Origin of the sequence: Streptomyces sp. WM6378 (assembly GCF_001279695.1) — a bacterium.
Classification (GTDB): domain Bacteria; phylum Actinomycetota; class Actinomycetes; order Streptomycetales; family Streptomycetaceae; genus Streptomyces.
The window spans coordinates 36,838-54,171 of the sequence record NZ_LGDD01000094.1 but is presented as its reverse complement, the minus strand read 5'-3'; the positions used below and the strand labels follow the sequence as shown (position 1 = coordinate 54,171).

Annotated in this window: 15 protein-coding genes; 7 read left to right on the top strand and 8 right to left on the bottom strand. The window is 70.6% G+C overall.

The window, feature by feature from the left end; genetic code table 11:
• Positions 1-65 precede the first annotated feature (65 nt).
• Positions 66-929, bottom strand: coding sequence for an SDR family oxidoreductase (locus ADK54_RS10855; protein WP_053725359.1), 864 nt, complete (start codon positions 927-929; stop codon positions 66-68).
• A 98-nt stretch (positions 930-1,027) separates the two neighbouring features.
• Between ADK54_RS10855 and ADK54_RS10850 the strand changes: the two genes are divergently transcribed.
• Entirely contained in the window at positions 1,028-1,774 is a 747-nt protein-coding gene (locus ADK54_RS10850; RefSeq protein ID WP_053725358.1) for a TetR/AcrR family transcriptional regulator, read from the top strand.
• On the opposite strand, the gene ADK54_RS10845 is transcribed toward ADK54_RS10850, so the two are convergent.
• Entirely contained in the window at positions 1,713-2,639 is a 927-nt protein-coding gene (locus ADK54_RS10845) for a helix-turn-helix domain-containing protein (protein ID WP_078966282.1), read from the bottom strand. The genes ADK54_RS10850 and ADK54_RS10845 overlap by 62 nt on opposite strands.
• Before the next feature lie 136 nt (positions 2,640-2,775).
• Here ADK54_RS10845 and ADK54_RS10840 point away from each other — a divergent pair, with 136 nt between their 5' ends.
• Genes ADK54_RS10840 through ADK54_RS10825 form a run of 4 tightly spaced genes read left to right on the top strand, consistent with a single transcriptional unit; the run spans position 2,776 to position 6,855 of the window.
• Positions 2,776-3,693 (top strand): MBL fold metallo-hydrolase, encoded by a 918-nt coding sequence (locus ADK54_RS10840; protein ID WP_053725357.1) that lies wholly within the window; start codon positions 2,776-2,778, stop codon positions 3,691-3,693.
• Between the two features lie 29 nt (positions 3,694-3,722).
• A complete protein-coding gene (locus tag ADK54_RS10835; RefSeq protein ID WP_078966281.1) occupies positions 3,723-5,249 on the top strand; it encodes a carboxylesterase/lipase family protein in 1,527 nt (508 codons plus the stop codon).
• Between the two features lie 44 nt (positions 5,250-5,293).
• The gene (locus ADK54_RS10830) at positions 5,294-5,701 is read left to right on the top strand and encodes a YciI family protein (RefSeq protein ID WP_053725410.1); all 408 of its coding nucleotides are present in this window, start codon (positions 5,294-5,296) and stop codon (positions 5,699-5,701) included.
• 8 nt (positions 5,702-5,709) lie between these two features.
• The gene (locus ADK54_RS10825; protein ID WP_053725356.1) at positions 5,710-6,855 is read left to right on the top strand and encodes an RNA polymerase sigma factor; all 1,146 of its coding nucleotides are present in this window, start codon (positions 5,710-5,712) and stop codon (positions 6,853-6,855) included.
• A gap of 104 nt (positions 6,856-6,959) precedes the next feature.
• Here ADK54_RS10825 and ADK54_RS10820 read toward each other — a convergent pair whose 3' ends face one another.
• Together ADK54_RS10820 and ADK54_RS10815 are read right to left on the bottom strand one after the other, a co-directional pair.
• On the bottom strand, positions 6,960-9,707 hold the full coding sequence (locus tag ADK54_RS10820) for a glycoside hydrolase family 2 protein (protein ID WP_107090505.1): 2,748 nt from the start codon (positions 9,705-9,707) through the stop codon (positions 6,960-6,962).
• Between the two features lie 202 nt (positions 9,708-9,909).
• Positions 9,910-11,085 (bottom strand): ROK family transcriptional regulator, encoded by a 1,176-nt coding sequence (locus tag ADK54_RS10815; protein WP_053725355.1) that lies wholly within the window; start codon positions 11,083-11,085, stop codon positions 9,910-9,912.
• 162 nt (positions 11,086-11,247) lie between these two features.
• On the opposite strand from ADK54_RS10815, the gene ADK54_RS10810 reads away from it, so the two are divergent.
• The gene (locus ADK54_RS10810) at positions 11,248-12,699 is read left to right on the top strand and encodes an APC family permease (RefSeq protein ID WP_078966280.1); all 1,452 of its coding nucleotides are present in this window, start codon (positions 11,248-11,250) and stop codon (positions 12,697-12,699) included.
• 114 nt (positions 12,700-12,813) lie between these two features.
• Here ADK54_RS10810 and ADK54_RS10805 read toward each other — a convergent pair whose 3' ends face one another.
• Both ADK54_RS10805 and ADK54_RS10800 read right to left on the bottom strand, forming a co-directional pair.
• A complete protein-coding gene (locus ADK54_RS10805; RefSeq protein WP_053725354.1) occupies positions 12,814-14,307 on the bottom strand; it encodes a flotillin family protein in 1,494 nt (497 codons plus the stop codon).
• Between the two features lie 142 nt (positions 14,308-14,449).
• The gene (locus tag ADK54_RS10800; protein ID WP_053725353.1) at positions 14,450-14,653 is read right to left on the bottom strand and encodes a hypothetical protein; all 204 of its coding nucleotides are present in this window, start codon (positions 14,651-14,653) and stop codon (positions 14,450-14,452) included.
• A gap of 196 nt (positions 14,654-14,849) precedes the next feature.
• Here ADK54_RS10800 and ADK54_RS43225 point away from each other — a divergent pair, with 196 nt between their 5' ends.
• The gene (locus ADK54_RS43225) at positions 14,850-14,996 is read left to right on the top strand and encodes a hypothetical protein (RefSeq protein ID WP_420717292.1); all 147 of its coding nucleotides are present in this window, start codon (positions 14,850-14,852) and stop codon (positions 14,994-14,996) included.
• Positions 14,997-15,059: 63 nt separating this feature from the next.
• Here the strand turns inward: ADK54_RS43225 and ADK54_RS10795 are convergent, their stop codons facing one another.
• Positions 15,060-15,755 carry an alpha/beta fold hydrolase gene (locus ADK54_RS10795; protein WP_053725352.1) on the bottom strand — a complete coding sequence of 232 codons (696 nt, stop codon included), beginning with the start codon at positions 15,753-15,755 and terminating at the stop codon, positions 15,060-15,062.
• 158 nt (positions 15,756-15,913) lie between these two features.
• The gene (locus tag ADK54_RS10790; RefSeq protein ID WP_053725351.1) at positions 15,914-17,161 is read right to left on the bottom strand and encodes an MFS transporter; all 1,248 of its coding nucleotides are present in this window, start codon (positions 17,159-17,161) and stop codon (positions 15,914-15,916) included.
• Between the last annotated feature and the right edge of the window lie 173 nt (positions 17,162-17,334).

Sequence of the window (17,334 nt, the reverse complement as noted above, 5' to 3'; positions counted from 1 at the left end):
AAGGCCGCCGACAGCAGTCGCACCTGGAAAGGCGCTGGTGGGCAAGTGGAACCCAGGGCTGCGGATCAGTCCTTGGACAGCCGCTCGCGCAACACCGCGCCCACGGCTATGGGTTCACGGCCGAGCAGGCGGGTGAGTGTCGGGTCGACGGCGGCGAACTCACCGGCACGGCTGGCGGCGAAGATGCCGAGCAACTGATCCGCCGTCTCTGCCGGTGCGCCCTGGCCCACCAGCTGCTCCCGGAACTGGTCGTCGGATGCGGTGACCCTCGTCGTGGGGCGGCCCGTGACGTCGGTGACGATGCCGGCGATGTCGTCGAAGGTGAGTGCCCGTTGAGCCGTGAGCGGCGGAGTGGGGCCCTCGAAACGGCCTTCGTCGGCCAGGATGGCGGCGGTTGCGTCGGCAAGGTCGGCGTGCGCGGTCCAGGCGACCGGACCGTCCGCAGGGAGCACGAGCCGGCCGCGCTCCGCCGCGTTGCCGACGAAGTGCGCCGCGCTGGCGGCGTAGAAGCCGTTGCGCAGCGAAGTGAACGGCACGCCACAGGCGCGCAGTATCTCCTCTGTGGCGGCATGGTCGCGGCACGCCTGGAAACGCGACGTCGGGCCGGCCCCCATCTGGCTCGTGTAGAGGATGCGGCGGGCGCCCGCCGCGACGGCGGCTTCGATCGCGGTGCGGTGCTGTTTGACGCACTCCTCGCCCATTTTGTCGACGGAGACGACGAGCACTTGTGAGGCGCCCTGGAAGGCGTGGGCGAGGCCGGCGGGGTCGGTGAAGCTGCCCTGCCGCACCCGTACGCCTCGGTCGGCGAACGTCTGCGCCTTCCGCGGGTCGCGGACGCTGACGCCTACTCGGTCCGCCGGTACGAGCGTGAGCAGCCGCTCGACGATCTGACGTCCCAGCTGCCCGGTGGCTCCGGTCACGATGATCATGATGTGCTCCAGTGTCGCGATGGCGTGGTTCCAGTGGAATCATGTTCAAGGTAGCACTGATAATAACGATGGAAATCATCCTGCGGTACCATTGATTCATGCCATCGCCTTCACACGGCCGGAGCGGCAACACCGCCGACAAGGCCGAGACCACATCCCCTGGCCGGGAACAGACCCGGCAGCGCGTCGTCGAGGCCGCCATCGACCTGCTGACGCGCGGGGGTCGCGACGCGGTCACCACCCGCGCGGTCGCCGATGCGGCGGGCTTGCAGCCACCGGCCCTCTACCGGCTGTTCGGCGACAAGGACGGCCTGCTCGACGCGGTGGCCGAGCACGGCTTCGCCGCGTTTCTCGCCACCAAGCACGTCGACCCCGACCCCCAGGACCCCATCGACGACCTGAGAGCGGGCTGGGACTTCGCGATCGAATTCGGCCTGGCCAACCCCGCACTGTTCACGCTGATGTACACCGAGCCCAACAGGACGTCGTCGGCCGCCTTCAAGGCCGGCATGGAGATCCTCAGGGGCCGCATCCGGCGCCTCGCCGCCGGTGGCTGGCTCCGCGTCGACGAGGAACTCGCGGTGCAGATCATCAACGCCACGGCACGCGGCGCGGTGCTCACCTGGCTGTCCCTGCCCCAGGACCGGCGCAACCCGGCCCTGTTGACCACCTTGCGGGAGTCCATGGTCACCGCTGTCACCAACCAGCAGCCCGCAGTGCAGGAACCGGGCCCGGCCGGCGCGGCCCGCGCGCTGCGCGCCGCGCTGACCGACCGGACGAACCTCAGCAGCGCCGAGCAGCATCTGCTGAAGGAGTGGCTGAACCGCCTTGCCGCCGATGGGTGATTGACGGCGCCCGGCGGCCGGTCACCTGCCGGAGCAGCGCGAGGGCCTCTTCGGAAGAGGAACCGGCGGGAGTGGTGCACACGATGAGTGCCTGGTCCGGTGAGCGGGCGATGGACAGTGTCTGCTGTGTCACCGTCAGCGTGCCGACGACGGGGTGGTGCAGCTCGTAGGAGGCGGCGTCGCAGGGCGTCACGCGGTGGTCCGCCCACAGCGCGACGAACTCCGGGCTCTTCACGGTCAGTTCACCGATCAGCTCCGAGAGCAGCGGGTCGTCCGGGTGCCTGCCGACGGCGATGCGCAGGTTGCCCACCACCGCGCGGGCCTTGGGCTCCCAGTGTGCGTACAGCTCTCGACAGTGCGGGTCCAGGAACAGTATTCGGCTCATGTTCGGGCGTCGCGCCGGGTCGTTGGGGCCGTGGAAGTCCAGGTGGCCGGCCAGGAGGGCGTGTCCGAGGGTGTTCCAGGCCAGTACGTCCGTACGGCGGCCGAGCACGATCGCCGGGACGCCGTTGACGGCGCGGAGGAGGTCGCGTGTTTCGTCGGTGAGCTTCTCGGGGCGCGGGCGGCGGGACCGGGGTGCGTGGCGGGTTGCGTCGGCGAGCCGGTCGAGGTGCTCGCGCTCGTGGTGGTCGAGCAGGAGAGCGCGGGCGATCGCGTCGAGCACCTCGGCCGAGGCGCCGCGGGACTGGCCCTGTTCCAGTCGGGCGTAGTACGAGACGCTGACGCCCGCCAGTTGGGCCAGTTCCTCGCGCCGGAGCCCGGCCACCCGTCTGCGCGGTCCGAAGTCGTGCAGGCCGACGTCCTCGGGGCGCAGTCGTGCCCGTCGGGCTTGGAGGAAGGTGCCGAGCGGGCCGGGTCCGTTCATCGCCCCAGTATTCGGTGCGCGGCCCGCACTCAGCCACACCCTGCGAGGGGTAGGACAAGGCGGGAGTGGTGCGGACCCGTTCCCTTGTCCAGGCTCGGTCTCATTCGGCGACATACCCCGCTTGAGGACGGACCACATGGATCAGAACCCGGAGCAGATCACTCTCGGAGACGTCACGGTCACCCGCATCAAAGAGTTCTACGGCTCGGCGCGGATGTCCCCGGGCCAGTTCTTCCCGGACAGCCCCGACGACGCGTGGGACGAGCACCGCGCATGGCTGGCGCCCGACTTCTGGAACCCCCGGACGGACGAGTGCCAGTCGGCGATCCAGTCCTGGCTGCTGCGCAGTGAGGGACGCACCATTCTCGTCGACACCGGCGTGGGCAACCACAAGGACCGGCCCTACGCGCCGGTGTGGAGCCGCCTGGACACGGTCTACCTCGACCACCTCGCCGCCGCCGGGGTGCGGCCCGAGGAGGTCGACATCGTGGTCAACACCCATCTGCACATCGATCACGTCGGCTGGAACACCCGCCTCGACGGCCGGACTTGGGTGCCGACCTTCCCGAACGCCACGTACCTGATGACCCGGCGGGACTTCGACTTCTGGGACCCGGCCAACGAGAACACGACCGTACTGGGCCGCGGGAACCAGAACGTCTTCGAGGACAGCGTCTCGCCGGTCCATCAGCAGGGACTCACCCACCTGTGGGAGACGACGTACCGGATCGACAAGAACCTGCGGCTGGACCTCGCTCCCGGGCACACCCCCGGCTCGTCCGTACTCACCCTGGAATCCGGCGGCGATCAGGCCCTGTTCGTCGGGGACCTGGTGCACACGCCGCTACAAGTCGCAGAGCCGGAGACCAACTCCTGCTTCTGCGAAGACCCGGTGGAAGCCCGCGCCACCCGGCACAAGCTGCTCGGCCGCGCCGCCGACGACAACGCACTCGTCTTCCCGGCGCACTTCGGCGGCCAAGGCGCCGCAGAGGTCGTCCGCAGCGGGTCGAAGTTCGCGATCAAGGAGTGGGCGGGCTACTCCCGCCTCTCCTGAGGTCTCCCTCCAGAGAGGAAACGTGTCCCGTGCCGCAGCAAACAGATCCAGTCGTCACAACCCCGGCGGGCGCCGTGCGCGGCATCCGTGGCGGATCCGGCGAACGCTACCGCGCCCTGCCCTACGCGGCGGCACCGACCGGGGCCGGCCGTTTCGCCCCACCCGCACCGCACCCGGGCTGGTCCGGCGTCCGCGACGCCGCGCAGCCCTCGCCCACCGCTCCCCAGCCGACCCGCGACTTCGGCCCACTCGACATGACCCCCTACTTCGGACCGGGCTGGGTGCCCGGCGAGGAGTACCTCACCGTCGACGTCCACACGCCCGCCGCCGACGACGGCAGGCGCCCCGTCATGGTTTTCGTGCACGGCGGCGGCTTCGCCACCGGCTCGAACCGCGCCGCGCTCTACGAGGGCAGCGCGTTCACCCGCGACGGCGTCGTCCTCGTGACGGTGAACTACCGCCTCGGCATCCCCGGTTTCCTCGATCTGGCGGGCGCCCCGGCCAACCGCGGACTACTCGACGTGCTCGCCGCCCTCCGCTGGGTACAGGACACGATCGCGGCGTTCGGCGGCGACCCCGACAACGTCACGATCTTCGGCCAGTCCGCAGGCGCCACGCTCATCGGCGCGCTGCTCGCTACACCGCGGGCCACCGGACTGTTCCGGCGAGCGATCATCCAAAGCGGCAACGGAACCGGCGCGTTCACCCCCGAACAAGCGCAACGGGTCGCCGCCGCGGCAGCCGCCGCACTGGGCGTCGAACCGACCGCCGAGGCGTTCGCCCCGATCCCGGACGAGCGCTTCCTGGCGACCCTGCCCGCACTGGCCGGCCTCGACCTCGACACCCGCACGGCCAGGGACCCGCTGGCCGGGCTCAGCCCCTTCAGCCTGGTCCTGCCGGTCCAGCCCGCCGACAGCCTCGCCGAAGGCCCGGCCGGCAACGTCGACCTGCTCATCGGCACCAACACCGAAGAAGGGCACCTCTACCTCGTACCGAAGGGCCACCTGGAGTCCACGACGGAAGCCGACCTGCTTGCCGCCGCCACCCGCGTCCAGGCAGACCCGGGGACCGTACTCGCCGCTCTGCGCGCGGCGCGGCCGAACGCGACACCGGGCGAACTCCACTCCGCCGTACTCGGACAGGCCTTGTTCCAAGCCGGCACGACGCGCATGGCGCAGGCCCACGCACGGATCTCGGGCGGCCGCACCCACCTCTACTCGTTCGGGTACCGCTCGACGGCCCTGGGCGGGCGACTCGGCGCCGCCCACACCGTTGAACTGCCCTTCGTGTTCGACACGGCCGACGAACCCCGGCTGCACGGGAACACCGGCCTGCTCGGCCCCGACCCCGCCCCGCCAGGACTCGCAGCCCAGGTACACGGCGCCTGGGTCGCGTTCGCCCGCACCGGGAACCCCGGCTGGACGAAGGCCCGGACCTTGAGTACGAGCTCACCCGGACCGAGTGGGAGACGCTCCGGCAGGCATCAGCCGGCGGAAGAGCCAGAAAAAAGATGTGGCGGCCATGTCGAGAACCCGGGATCTGCTCCGTCCCCGTAGTGAGCGCGACCACAATGGGTCGCATCAGTACCGAGGAGAACATCATGGCCAAGTACTTGCTGCTCAAGCACTACCGTGGCGCCCCATCCGCGGTCAACTGCGTGCCCATGGACCAGTGGACTCCGCAGGAGATCTCGGCGCACATGCAGTACATGCAGGACTTCGCGGACCGGCTGGAGAAGACCGGGGAGTTCGTCGACGGGCAGGCGCTCGCTCCCGAGGGGGCGTGGGTCCGGTACGACGGCGAGGGGCGGCCGCCGGTCACCGACGGGCCGTTCGCCGAGACCAAGGACCTGATCGCCGGCTGGATGGTGATCGACGTCGACTCCTACGAGCGGGCCGTCGAGCTGGCCGGGGAGCTGTCCGCTGCTCCGGGCGCGGGCGGGAAGCCGATCCACGAGTGGCTGGAGGTGCGCCCGTTCCTGGCCGCGCCGCCCACGATCACGGAGTGACTTCCCCGGTGAACGAGGCACTGCTGCGCAGCCTCACGCCGAGCGTGCTCACCGTCCTCGTCCGCCGCGGAGCCGACTTCGCGGCGGCCGAGGACGCCGTGCAGGACGCGCTGGTGGAGGCGGTCCGCGCGTGGCCGGCCGACCCTCCGCGGGATGCGAAGGGCTGGCTGGTCACGGTGGCCTGGCGCCGTTTCCTGGACGCGACCCGGGCCGACACCGCCCGGCGCCGCCGTGAGGACCGGGCCGACGAGGAACCGGCGCCAGGGCCCGTGCCCTCGGCGGACGACACGCTCCGGCTGTACTTCCTGTGCGCCCACCCGTCGCTGACGCCGTCGTCCGCGGTGGCGCTCACGCTGCGCGCCGTCGGTGGGCTGACCACCCGTCAGATCGCCCGAGCCTACCTGGTGCCCGAGGCGACCATGGCGCAGCGCATCAGCCGGGCCAAGCGCACCGTCTCCGGCATACGGTTCGACCAGCCAGGGGATGTCGCCACCGTGCTGCGCGTCCTCTACCTGGTCTTCAACGAGGGCTACTCCGGCGACGTCGACCTCGCCGCCGAGGCGGTCCGGCTCACCCGGCAGCTCGCCGCCGTCATCGACCACCCCGAAGTGGCCGGGCTGCTCGCCCTCATGCTGCTCCACCACGCCCGGCGTGCTTCGCGGACCGGGCCCGACGGCAGCCTGGTGCCGCTCGCGGAGCAGGACCGCGGCAGGTGGGACACCGGAGCGATCGCCGAGGGCGTCGCGATCCTGCAGGCGGCCCTCGCCCGCGACCAATTGGGCGAGTTCCAGGCGCAGGCCGCCATCGCCGCGCTGCACGCCGACGCGCAGACCGCCGCGGAGACCGACTGGGTGCAGATCGTCGAGTGGTACGACGAGCTCGTGCGGCTGACCGACAGCCCGGTCGTCCGGCTCAACCGTGCGGTGGCCGTCGGTGAGGCCGACGGGCCGCGGGCCGGCCTCGCGGTGCTCGCCACCCTTGACGACTCGCTGCCCCGCCACATCGCGGTGGCGGCGTACCTCCACGAGCGCGACGGCGACCTGGCGACGGCGGCGCGGCTCTACGCCGAGGCGGCCCGCAAGGCGGCCAACCTCGCCGAACGCGACCACCTGACGCGCCAGGCCGCCCGGCTCAACGCCCACGGGCATCGCTGACGGCCCGCTGCCGTCACGGCCGGCGCCTTGCAGTACGGCCAGGTGCTTGCTCACCGACTGGCGGGTCATGTCGAGCCCCGCGCACAGCTCCCGCAGGGTGCGCGTCAGTTCCCCGGCACCGTAGCCGTCGCCGTGTTCCACCCCGATACGCGCAGCATCGGCGCCGAGCCGTGCAGGTCCGCCGTGCGGTACGTCGCCGTCACGGTCGTCGACTCCCCGGGCCACAGGCTCACCTGGTTGTCCGACCACTGCACGGGGAGGACCGGGGCCCCGTCGGCGTTCACCAGGTGTACGTCCGTGAGGAGCGCCGGGGTCCTCCCCGGGCCCGTGTTCCGTACGGTCACCGTTGTCGTCGACGTGCCGTCCGCGTCCACCTTCGTCGTCCCGCTCGCGGACACCGTCGCCCTCGGCATCGCGGCCAGGCCCTTCAGGTCTGCGTACGCCGTGGTCGGGGTGTGGAACCAGTCCGTGTGGGCGTAGTCGAGGACGTCGGGCTTGGTGGAGAGCCAGTACACATTGCGGCTCACCTCCTTGCCCGAACCGTCGCTCAGCACCAGCTTGGCCAGGTACGTGGTCGACAGGCCGCCCACCGACGCCGGGACGGTCAGCGCGGTGGTGCTCGCGCCGTTGCCGCCGACGTCCACACCCGTCACCGTGCGGTCGTACGCGCGGGTGCCGTCCGGGTCGAAGAGCGAGACGCGGGCGGTGAGCCCGGAGGCCGCGTCCCGGCGACTGTTCACGACCGACACCGCGCGGTTGCCGTACGAGTACTGGATGTGCAGCGGTTCGTTCGCCTTCTTCGCACCGAAGTAGGCGCCGCCCTGATCAAGGTAACGGTCCATCAACTGCCAGTGCAGGGACGTCCATCCGCTGTTGAACATCCAGTACACGACCCCGGTCGCCGGCTTCGTGGCGTCCTTCGCGTTGCGGCCGTACGCCTCGAACTGGGCCCGCACGTTCTCGTACTGCGCCAGCTGCGCCTTGCGTACGTAGTCGGCGAGGCCGGTCGGGGTGCCGTAACGGCCGGCCAGGGCGTCGTCGTACAGCTTCAGCGTCGCGAAGGTGGAGGAGGGGGAGCGGTGGTACTGCTTCGCCGACGGGGACTTCCACAGGGTGTCGAGCTCCGCCGGTGACAGCATGCGGCGCAGGGTGTCGAGGGTAGGGATGTCGGGGCCCGCGCTGGTCTCGGAGTTGAACCCGGTGGCCCCGCCCTCCTGCTTGTTGTACCAGTAGTCCGGCGGCACCCAGTCGTACGGGCCCGTCATCTTCATGCCAGAACTCCCCGTTATCGGGGCGGAGTTGTCGGACGCGGCGGCCACCACCGGGGTCGGCCAGTCGGCCGCCTTCAGGGCGTCCACGTAGTTCTTCTCGATCGTCTTGTCGGGGGCGAAGTCGCTGCCGATCAGGAACGAGATCACGCTCGGGTGGTCGCGCAGGCGGGCGGCCTCCGCCGCCATGGACGCCTTCGCCACCGGATAGTCGGAGGCGGTCCACTTGTCGCCGGATTCGCCGCCGTTGACCTGGCCCTCCCACTTGTCGCAGCACTCCCAGCCGGGCAGGGTCAGAATGCCGTAGCGGTCGGCAAGGTCGAAGAACTCGTCCGGCTCGATGTGCCCTTCCAGGCGGATCGTGTTGAGCCCCAGGTCGAGTGCGTACTTCAGCCGGTCCTCCACATAGGTGCGGTCCCAGCGCAGATACTCGTCCGGGGACCAGCCGCCGCCCTTGATCAGCAGCGGGCGTCCGTTGACCGAGTACTGGCGCGCGCCATCGGCGTTCAGCGGGGCCTTCACATCGCGGATGCCGAACGACTCGCGAGCCGTATCGGACGCGCTCCCGGCGACCGAGGCCGTCAGGTTCAGGTCGTACAGCGGTTGCGCCCCCATGCCCGCCGGCCACCACACCTGCGGTGATGTCAGGCGGAGTTGGGGAAAGCCGGCCGGGGTGAAGGTGACCGTTTTCGTCTCGTGGGCCTTGAGCGTGACGTCCTGGCTGAACGTGATCCGGCCGATCGTGCCGGACACGGTCGCGGTGACCCGGGCCGCCGAGTCGTTGCGGGCCTGTGCCTTCACGGTCAGGTCGGCGGACGACAGGGACGGCACCGCGAGGGACGTCACCACGTGTGCGTCGCGCAGCGCGACCCGGCCTCCGCGTCTGACGACCACATCGCGGACGATGCCCATGTTCTCGTCGGGCGGCGGCTGCAGCCAGTCGATCCAGCCCATCGTGACGTTCTTCTTCGGGTCGTTGGGCTGGATCCGGAAGGCCACCGTGTTCGTGCCCGTCCTCACCAACTCACTTACGTCCAGCTCGTGTTGGGTGTACGCGCCGGTGACCGCACCCTTGTCGGCGACCTGCTTGCCGTTCACGTACACGTCGGCGGCGGAGATCACCCCGCTGAAGTCGAGGTAGGTGCGCGATGCCGTGTCGGCGACGGTGAAGTCCGAGCGGTACCACCAGGGGACCGTGAAGTCGGACTTCGGGATCTTCTGCTGGTTGGTCGAGTAGAAGGGGTCCGCGTACTTGCCTGCCGCGAGCAGTGCGGCCAGGACCGTGGAGCGCGGGGCGGCCGCGACCCAGCCGGTGGTGGGATAGCCGGGGCTCGATACGGCGGCCGGGGAGTCGGTGACCTTGGCCGTCGACTGGATCGCGTATCCGGCGAGGGCGGTCGTGCTGCCCGGCGTCGAGGCGACGACGGGCGCCCGGCCGTTGGCAGGAGGCGTGCTGGGCGTCGCCGACGAGGTGCCGGCGGTGAGGGCGAGGACCAGGCCGAGTGCCGCGACAGCGGCGGTCCTTCGGCGCACGGAGGCAGGGCGGTGGAACACGGTGGTCTCCCAGGGGGCTGGTCGGAACATCCGCGCATCGCTAGGGCGACTCGGCTGGAGAACAGCTCAAGTCGAGAACGGCTCGGGTTCGGGAGCGGCTCGACGAACTCGACGAAGGAGAACCGCCCAAGTGAAGGAACCCAAGTAAAGAAGCCTTACTAACTCGTACCAGCAAGCTAGAGGGGGTGAGAGGGGCATGTCAATCGCAGGCCTGAGCGGTGACGCGGTGTCCTCAGTGCGCCGAGCGCCGCTCGAAGGCCACGTCCCGTGCCGTGCCGAGCGCGGTCGCCACCGCGCCGAGCAGCACCGCGTCCTCTCCGAGCGAACTCCGCGCCACCTTCGGCCGCAGCGGGGTGAGCGCACGCAGCGTCTCCCGTACTGGCCGCAGGAGCAGATCGGCGCTGTGGCCGACGCCGCCGCCGAGCACCACGAGGTCGGGGTCGAGGACTGCCGCGACCACCGCGACGGTGTGCGCGATCCGTTCGCCCTCCAGCTGAACCGCCTTGACCGCGGGGGAAGTTCCGGCCCGCGCCGCGTCGAAGACGTCCTTCGCGGTGAGCGGGCCCGCCATGCCGAGCGAGCGCGCGGCCGCGACGACCGCGTCGCCGGAGACCGCGTCCTCCAGGGTGTCCGGCTTCTGGCGGCCGGGCCACGGCAGGAAGCCGATCTCGCCCGCGCCGCCGTGCGCGCCGGTGAAGAGCTGGCCCTCGCTGACCACGCCCATGCCGAGGCCGGTGCCGATCATGACGTACACGAAGAGCCTGCTGCCCGCGCCGACGCCGAAGGTGTACTCGCCGAGCGCCGCCAGATTCGCGTCGTTGTGGACCGCGAGCGGTATGCCGAGCCGCTCCCGCATCTGATCGAAGAGGCCCGGCCTGCCCCAGCCCGGCAGGTGCTGGGCATAGCGGACGCGCCGCTTCTCGGCGTCGTACACGCCGGGGGTGCCGACCACGGCCTGGGCGACCTTGTCCGCGTCCACGCCCGAGCCCTCGACGAGTTGGTGCGCGCTGGTGACGACCAGGTCGGCCATCGTGGCCGAGGTGCGGGCGTGGTTGCGGACCTCGGAGCGGGCGACCACCTTGCCGTCGAGATCGGCCAGGGCGATCCGCAGCCAGGCCCGGCCGATGTCGACGCCGAGGGCGTAACCCGCCGTCGGGTCGGGTGCGTAGAGCACGGCGGCCCGGCCCCGCTCGGGGGTGATGGTGCCCGCCTCGCGGACCAGGCCCGCCAGTTCGAGCGAGGCGAGCGCGCTGGACACGGTGGGCTTGGACAGGCCGGTGTCCCGCGCGAGCTGGGCCCGGGACGCGGGGCCCCCGGCGCGCAGCCGGTCGAGCAGCAGCCGCTCATTGGAACTGCGCTGCCGCTGCGGGTTCCAGGGCAGGTCGCCACCCTCGTCGCTGCTGGTCATCGCATCATTCTCACGCATCGGTCCGAGCTGTTCACTGACGACCCCTTGACGGTGAAAGTAAAGGTCCTTAACTTAAGCACGCCCAACGCCGAGGCGAATCCCTGCACTGGTGAATCGGCGGCAAAGCTTCCTCTTCTCGTCATCAGCCCAGGGAGGACCCCAGTGTCCGGAACCCCTCCGCCGGCCGGCGGTTTCGTCCGCCGGATCGGACTCTTCCAGGCCACCGCCATCAACATGAGCCAGATGTGCGGGATCGGCCCCTTCGTGACCATCCCGCTGATGGTCGCCGCGTTCGGCGGGCCGCAGGCCGTCATCGGCTTCGTCGCGGGCGCGATACTCGCCCTGGCCGACGGCCTCATCTGGGCCGAGCTCGGCGCATCGCTGCCCGGATCCGGCGGCAGCTACGTCTATCTGCGCCAGGCCTTCCAGTACCGCACGGGCCGGCTGATGCCGTTCCTCTTCGTGTGGACGGCCATGCTCTTCATCCCGCTCATCATGTCCACCGGCGTCGTCGGATTCGTCCAGTACCTCGGCTACCTCGCCCCGGACCTCGGCAAGACCTCCGGTGACCTGATCGGGCTCGGCATCATCGTCCTCGTGGTCCTGCTGCTCTGGCGCGGCATCGAGCACATCGCCAGGATCACCGCGGTGATGTGGGTCGTGATGATCGCCTCGGTGGCCCTGGTGATCACCGCCGCCGTCACCGACTTCAGTCCGCACCTCGCCTTCAACTATCCCTCCGGCGCCTTCGAGTTGACGAGCAGTCACTTCTGGCTCGGATTCGCCGCGGGTCTCACCATCGGCATCTACGACTACCTCGGCTACAACACCACCGCCTACATGGGCGCCGAGATCAAGGACCCCGGGCGTACCCTGCCGCGCTCCATCATCTACTCCGTCCTCGGCATCATGGCGATCTACCTGCTGCTCCAGATCGGCACCCTCGGCGTCATCGACTGGCAGCGGATGCTGGACCCGAACGACATCGCCTCCACCTCGGTCGCCTCCGCGGTCCTGGAGAAGACCTGGGGCAAGGGCGCCGCCGACGTCGTCACCGTCCTCATCCTGGTCACCGCGTTCGCCTCCGTCTTCACCGGCCTGCTCGGCGGCTCCCGGGTCCCGTACGACGCCGCCCGCGACAAGGTGTTCTTCCGGCCGTACGCCAAGCTGCACCCCAAGCACCGCTTCCCGATGCTGGGCCTGGTCACCATGGGCGTCATCACCGCCGTCGGCTTCATGATCGGCCGCCACACCGATCTGACCACCCTCATCCAGTTCCTCACCACGGTGATGGTCATCGTCCAGGCGCTCGCCCAGATCCTCGCCGTGACCGTGCTGCGCAAGCGGCAGCCGGGGCTCCGCCGCCCCTACCGGATGTGGCTCTACCCGCTGCCGAGCCTGATCGCCCTGGTCGGCTGGCTCACCATCTACGGCTACGCCGACAAGAACTCGCCCGGCCGCCACCCCATCGAATGGTCGTTGGCCTGGCTGGCGCTCGGCTGCGTCGCCTTCGTCCTGTGGGCACGCTTCGAGAAGGTCTGGCCGTTCGGGCCGCGCGAGATCCGCGAGGAGTACCTCGACGAGACTTCGGCGCAGACACTGCCCGCCGCCTGAGCCGCTTCCACGGAAAGGCCCCCGTCCGAATGCCGGACGGGGGCCAACTCACCTATCGCCCAGGTCACTTGAGACTATGGCTGCGCACGGTGACAAACGTCGGGTATCCGTACGCTACTTGTCGCCCAGCCGGACCTCCTCCGTGATCGGTATCGACTTGGAGGGGGGTGAACTCGCGCCCGGAGCATGCCCGTTGGGGGAATCGCCGTTCTGGTTCATCGACGCGAGGAGCTGCCGCGCCAGTCCCAGACCCGTGCCGCCCATCGTCAGGGCCTTCGCGAACATCTCCGACATGCCCTCGGCGCCGTTGAGCAGCACCATGTGCTCCACATTGCCGAAGGCGGAAGCGCCCGCCTCCACGATCTGCGGCCAGTTCTCGGCGAGCTGCTGGGCGACGACGGCCTCCTGGTTCTCCGCGAGGGCCGCCGCGCGTGCCTTGATGGCCTCGGCCTCCGCGAGGCCCTGGGCCTTCGCTGACTCTGCCTGCGCGAGGCCCTTGGCCTGCGTCGCCGACGCCTCGGCCTCGCCCGTCGCCCGGGTCGCCTTCGCGGCCGCGAGCCCGCGCGCCTCGGTGGCCTGGGCCTCGGCGGCCGCGGCCGTCTTGACCCGGGTCGCCTCGGCCGCCGCCGCGAGCTCGGTCTCCTTCGCCTTGGCCTGCGCGGCCGAGATGCGGGCGTCACGCTCGGCCTCGGCCAGCGTCCGCTTCTCGTACGCCTGGGCATCGGCCGGCTTGCGCACATCCGCCTGGAGCTGCTGCTCACGGCGCTGCGCCTCCAGCTCGGCGACCCGGGTCTCCTGGACCACGACCTCCTGTCGGGCGGCGGCGTCCGCGAGCGGGCCCGCCTGCCGTGAGCTCGCCGCGGCCTTGTCCCGCTCGGCCTGATAGCCGGCCTGGAGGATCTCGCTGTCCCGGGTCGCCTCCGACATCCGCGCGAACGCGGCCTGCTCGGCCTCGGTGGCCCGCAGGTTCGCCTCGGCCTGAGCGATCCGCGCGTCGCGCTGCACCGCGGCCGCGTGCGGCATCGCCAGGTTCTTGATGTACCCGGTCGGGTCCTCGATCTCGTGGATCTGCAACGAGTCGACGATCAGGCCGAGCTTCTCCATCTCTGTACCGCACGCGGCCCGGGTCTGCCCGGTGAGCTTCTCCCGGTCCCGGATCATGTCCTCGACCGTCAACCCACCCACGATGGAACGGAGATGACCGGCGAAGACGTTGTGCACCCGCTCCGCCATCATGCGCTGCTGGTCGAGGAAGCGGCGGGCCGCGTTGGCGATCGACACGAAGTCGTCGCCCACCTTGAAGATGACCACGCCCCGCACCTTCAGCGGAATGCCCTGCTGCGTCACACAGTCCACCGAAAGCTCGGTCTCGTTGAGATCGAGCGACAGCTTCCTGACCGCCTGCACACCAGGCAGTACGAGGGTTCCGCGACCCGTGACGATCCGGAACCCCATGCCCTCGCCGAGCCCCTCGGTCCGGTGCTTCGAACCGGAGATGACGAGTGCTTCGTTCGGTTCGGCCACCCGCCACATCAGCTTGAACAGGCCGACCAGAACGATGATGGCGGCGAGAACCAGTCCCGCCGCGACGCCGATGACCATCGGCATGCGCCCCCTTCATGCAGTGCCGCTCGGCACTGATGGAGGGAGTTTGCTCCCGGCCGCGGGTGGCGTGAAGACGCTGACGATTCCTTGTCGCAATCTTGATACGCACTGGTGAAAGCGCAGGTCAACTTGAGCGTGGGAGCGCTCAGTTGTCGTATGCGGCCATCACGTACACCGTGCGTGGGGGCAGGTATTCCACCACCGTCACGACCGTCCCCGTCTCGATCCGGCCGGTGCCCGGCGCGGGGTGGGCCAGGAAGTGCTCGGCCCCGCCCCGGATCCTGACGATGACCTCGCCCACGAGCCCGGGCCCGATCGTTCCGGTCACCCGCCCGAGCAGCCCCACCATGTCCTCGCTCATCGGGGGAGCGTAACCCGAGAGGCCATGCGGCGACGGGGCTCCGGCGAGCGGATGGTCCAGTCCCGTGTCCGGATGTGACAGGGAATCGTCATTGCAGCCACTGGTCCTTCGACGAGGTCGGCGCGCGGGTTGACACCTTGCTGGTGCGGAGATCAGCGCCTGCCTGGACCTCGCGCTGGCGCTGGTGGCCGAGGACCAGGGCGAGGACGTGGCCCTCGCCGCCCCCGACGGCACGGTGCTGCCCGCGGCCGCCCTCCAGACCGCCGCGCTCACCGCGATCACGGACCTGTTCGGCATCGTCGTCGCCAAGGTCGACGACCTGCCCGAGTGACGACCCGGCGCCGGGCGGCAGGGCCGTGGGGATGCCCTGCCGCCCGGCGTGTTTGACGAATCGTCAGATCCACCCGTCCAGCGACGCCATGAACCCCTCGAAGTCGTCGCGGTGGATGGTGTGCCCGGCGCCCTTGACCGTACGGACCTCGAAACCGCGGGCTTCGAGGCGGGCCGCCTCGCCCGCGTCGTACAGGAAGCTCGCATCGGCGAACTGGACGAGCGAGGGGACGACGGCCCTCGCGGGGGCCTGGTCCGTGCCGAACATCGGGGCGAGGCCGAGCGCGGTGTTCTCGTCCCAGACCCTCAGTGTCTCCAGTTCGATGTCGACGTCCTCGGCCTCCCAGCGCGGGTTGAGCCCCGCGACCGTGGCCCGGGTCGCCGTCTTGAACAGGGCGAAGACTTCCGGACTGGCCGTCTTCTGAGGGGAGTTGACGTGCCAGGCGGGGTCCGAGTAGACCGCCCGGGCCGGCCGCAGCCGCTCGGCGGCGAGCGACAGGGAGAGCCCGCCGAGGGAGTGGCCGATCGCCAACTCGGCGCCGGCCGGGAGGGTTTCGACGAGGTCGTCGGCGAAGAGCTCGGCGGTGTACTCGCCGCGCCCGCTCGCTCCGTGGCCGCGCAGGTCCACCGCGATGGCGCGGTAGCCCCGCTCGGCGAGCGCGGGACCGACCTTCCGCCAGGTGCGGTGGTCCGCCATGATTCCGTGGATCAGGAGCGCGACGCGGTCGCCCTCTCCCCAGGTGCGGGTGTTGAGCTGCACGGTGGTGCCTTTCGGTGCGGGTGGTTGCTGTCGGGCGGTCGGTGTACGGGGCCGGGGCGGGCGGCGGTCAGGCGCGGGCCCGCCCCGAAACCGTACGGATACGGATCCCGGACCGGCGCGACCGTCAGGTGTGCGCCGACCCCGGACCCGTACGTCTCTCAGCGCACGGACCTGATCGGGCGCACCGCGAGCGCGCCCAGGACCGAGAGCGCCGCTCCGGCCAGGAAGAGTGCGGTGTAGCCGCCGCTGACCGTGACGATCAGCGAGGCCGCGAAGGGGGCGACGATCTGCGGGCCCGCGTTGGCGACGTTCAGGACGCCCATGTCGCGGGCGGCGTCCTCGGCCTTCGGCAGGACCAGGGTGACCAGCGCGGTGTCGACCGCCATGTAGCAGCCGAAGCCGAGGCCGTTGACGACCGAGAACGCGATCATGGCGGGCCAGCCCGGCGAAACGGCCGGGATGACGAGGGCTGCCGCGGACAGCGCGGCCGACGCGCCGACGAACAGCTTGCGGCGGTCGTGCCGGTCGGACAGCCAGCCCCCGAGCACCGTCGAGACGACCATGGCGAGCGCGTTGACGGGCATCAGGATCGCCACGGCCTGCTCGGGCTCCAACCCGGCGGGCAGCTGGGTGTGGTCCTGGAGGATGTACAGCTGATATCCAGCCACCGCGAAGTAGCCGAGCACGAGCAGCGCGCGGCCGATGAACGCCCAACGGAAGTCGTGGTCGCGCAGCGCTTCGGTGAACGCGGCGAGCTGTCGTGCGACGGGCAGCGGTGTCCTGGCGGGCCGCCGCTCCTCGCGCGTACCGGCGGTGAAGATCACCGCGGCGGCCGCGACGAGCGCGCCGAAGAGCAGGTAGCCGGTGCGGTAGTGGTCGGAGAAGGCCGCGCCGAGCAGCGCGCCGATGGTCGAGCCGAACGGCAGCCCGAGCCCGACCGCGGCCGACGCCTTGCCGCGCGCGGCCATCGGCACCCGGTCGGGGACGACCGAGGTGAGGGCGGCCTGGTAGACGTTGAGGACGGCCTGGCCCAGACACCACACGATGGTGACCAGCAGGATCGTGTGGACCGTGCCGAGCAGGAACATCACCGGCAGCGCGAGCAGGCCGCCGCCGAGGATCCAGGGATTGCGGCGCCCCGAGCGGTCGGAGAGCGCGCCCGCCACCGGGTTGAACACGGTCGCGAAGATCGCCGAGACACCCGAGACGAGACCGAAGTCGGCGACCTTGTGCGCCGCGTCGATGTGCTCGATCTGGAGCGCGAGCAGCACGCCGGGCACGCCGATGTAGAGGGCGTACATGGCGGTGTTGCCGAGCAGGAGCAGCGGAAGCAGCCCGCGTGCGGGCCGGGGAGCCGGGGCGGTGACGGCCACCGGGATGCCGGTGCCGGGGGAGGAAAGGGCCACGCTGCCCTCCGAGGAGTGAGGAGGCGGATGAGGGGTGCACGAGCGGCGCGGGGTGGCGTCCTGACCGGCCGGAATTGAGGGGTCCCGTGCTGGAAGGTCGCCTGCGTGACACCGGTGACCGCAAGGGGCGAGGCCATCTGATGGGTTTGGTGACACGTGTCAATTGCTCGTGT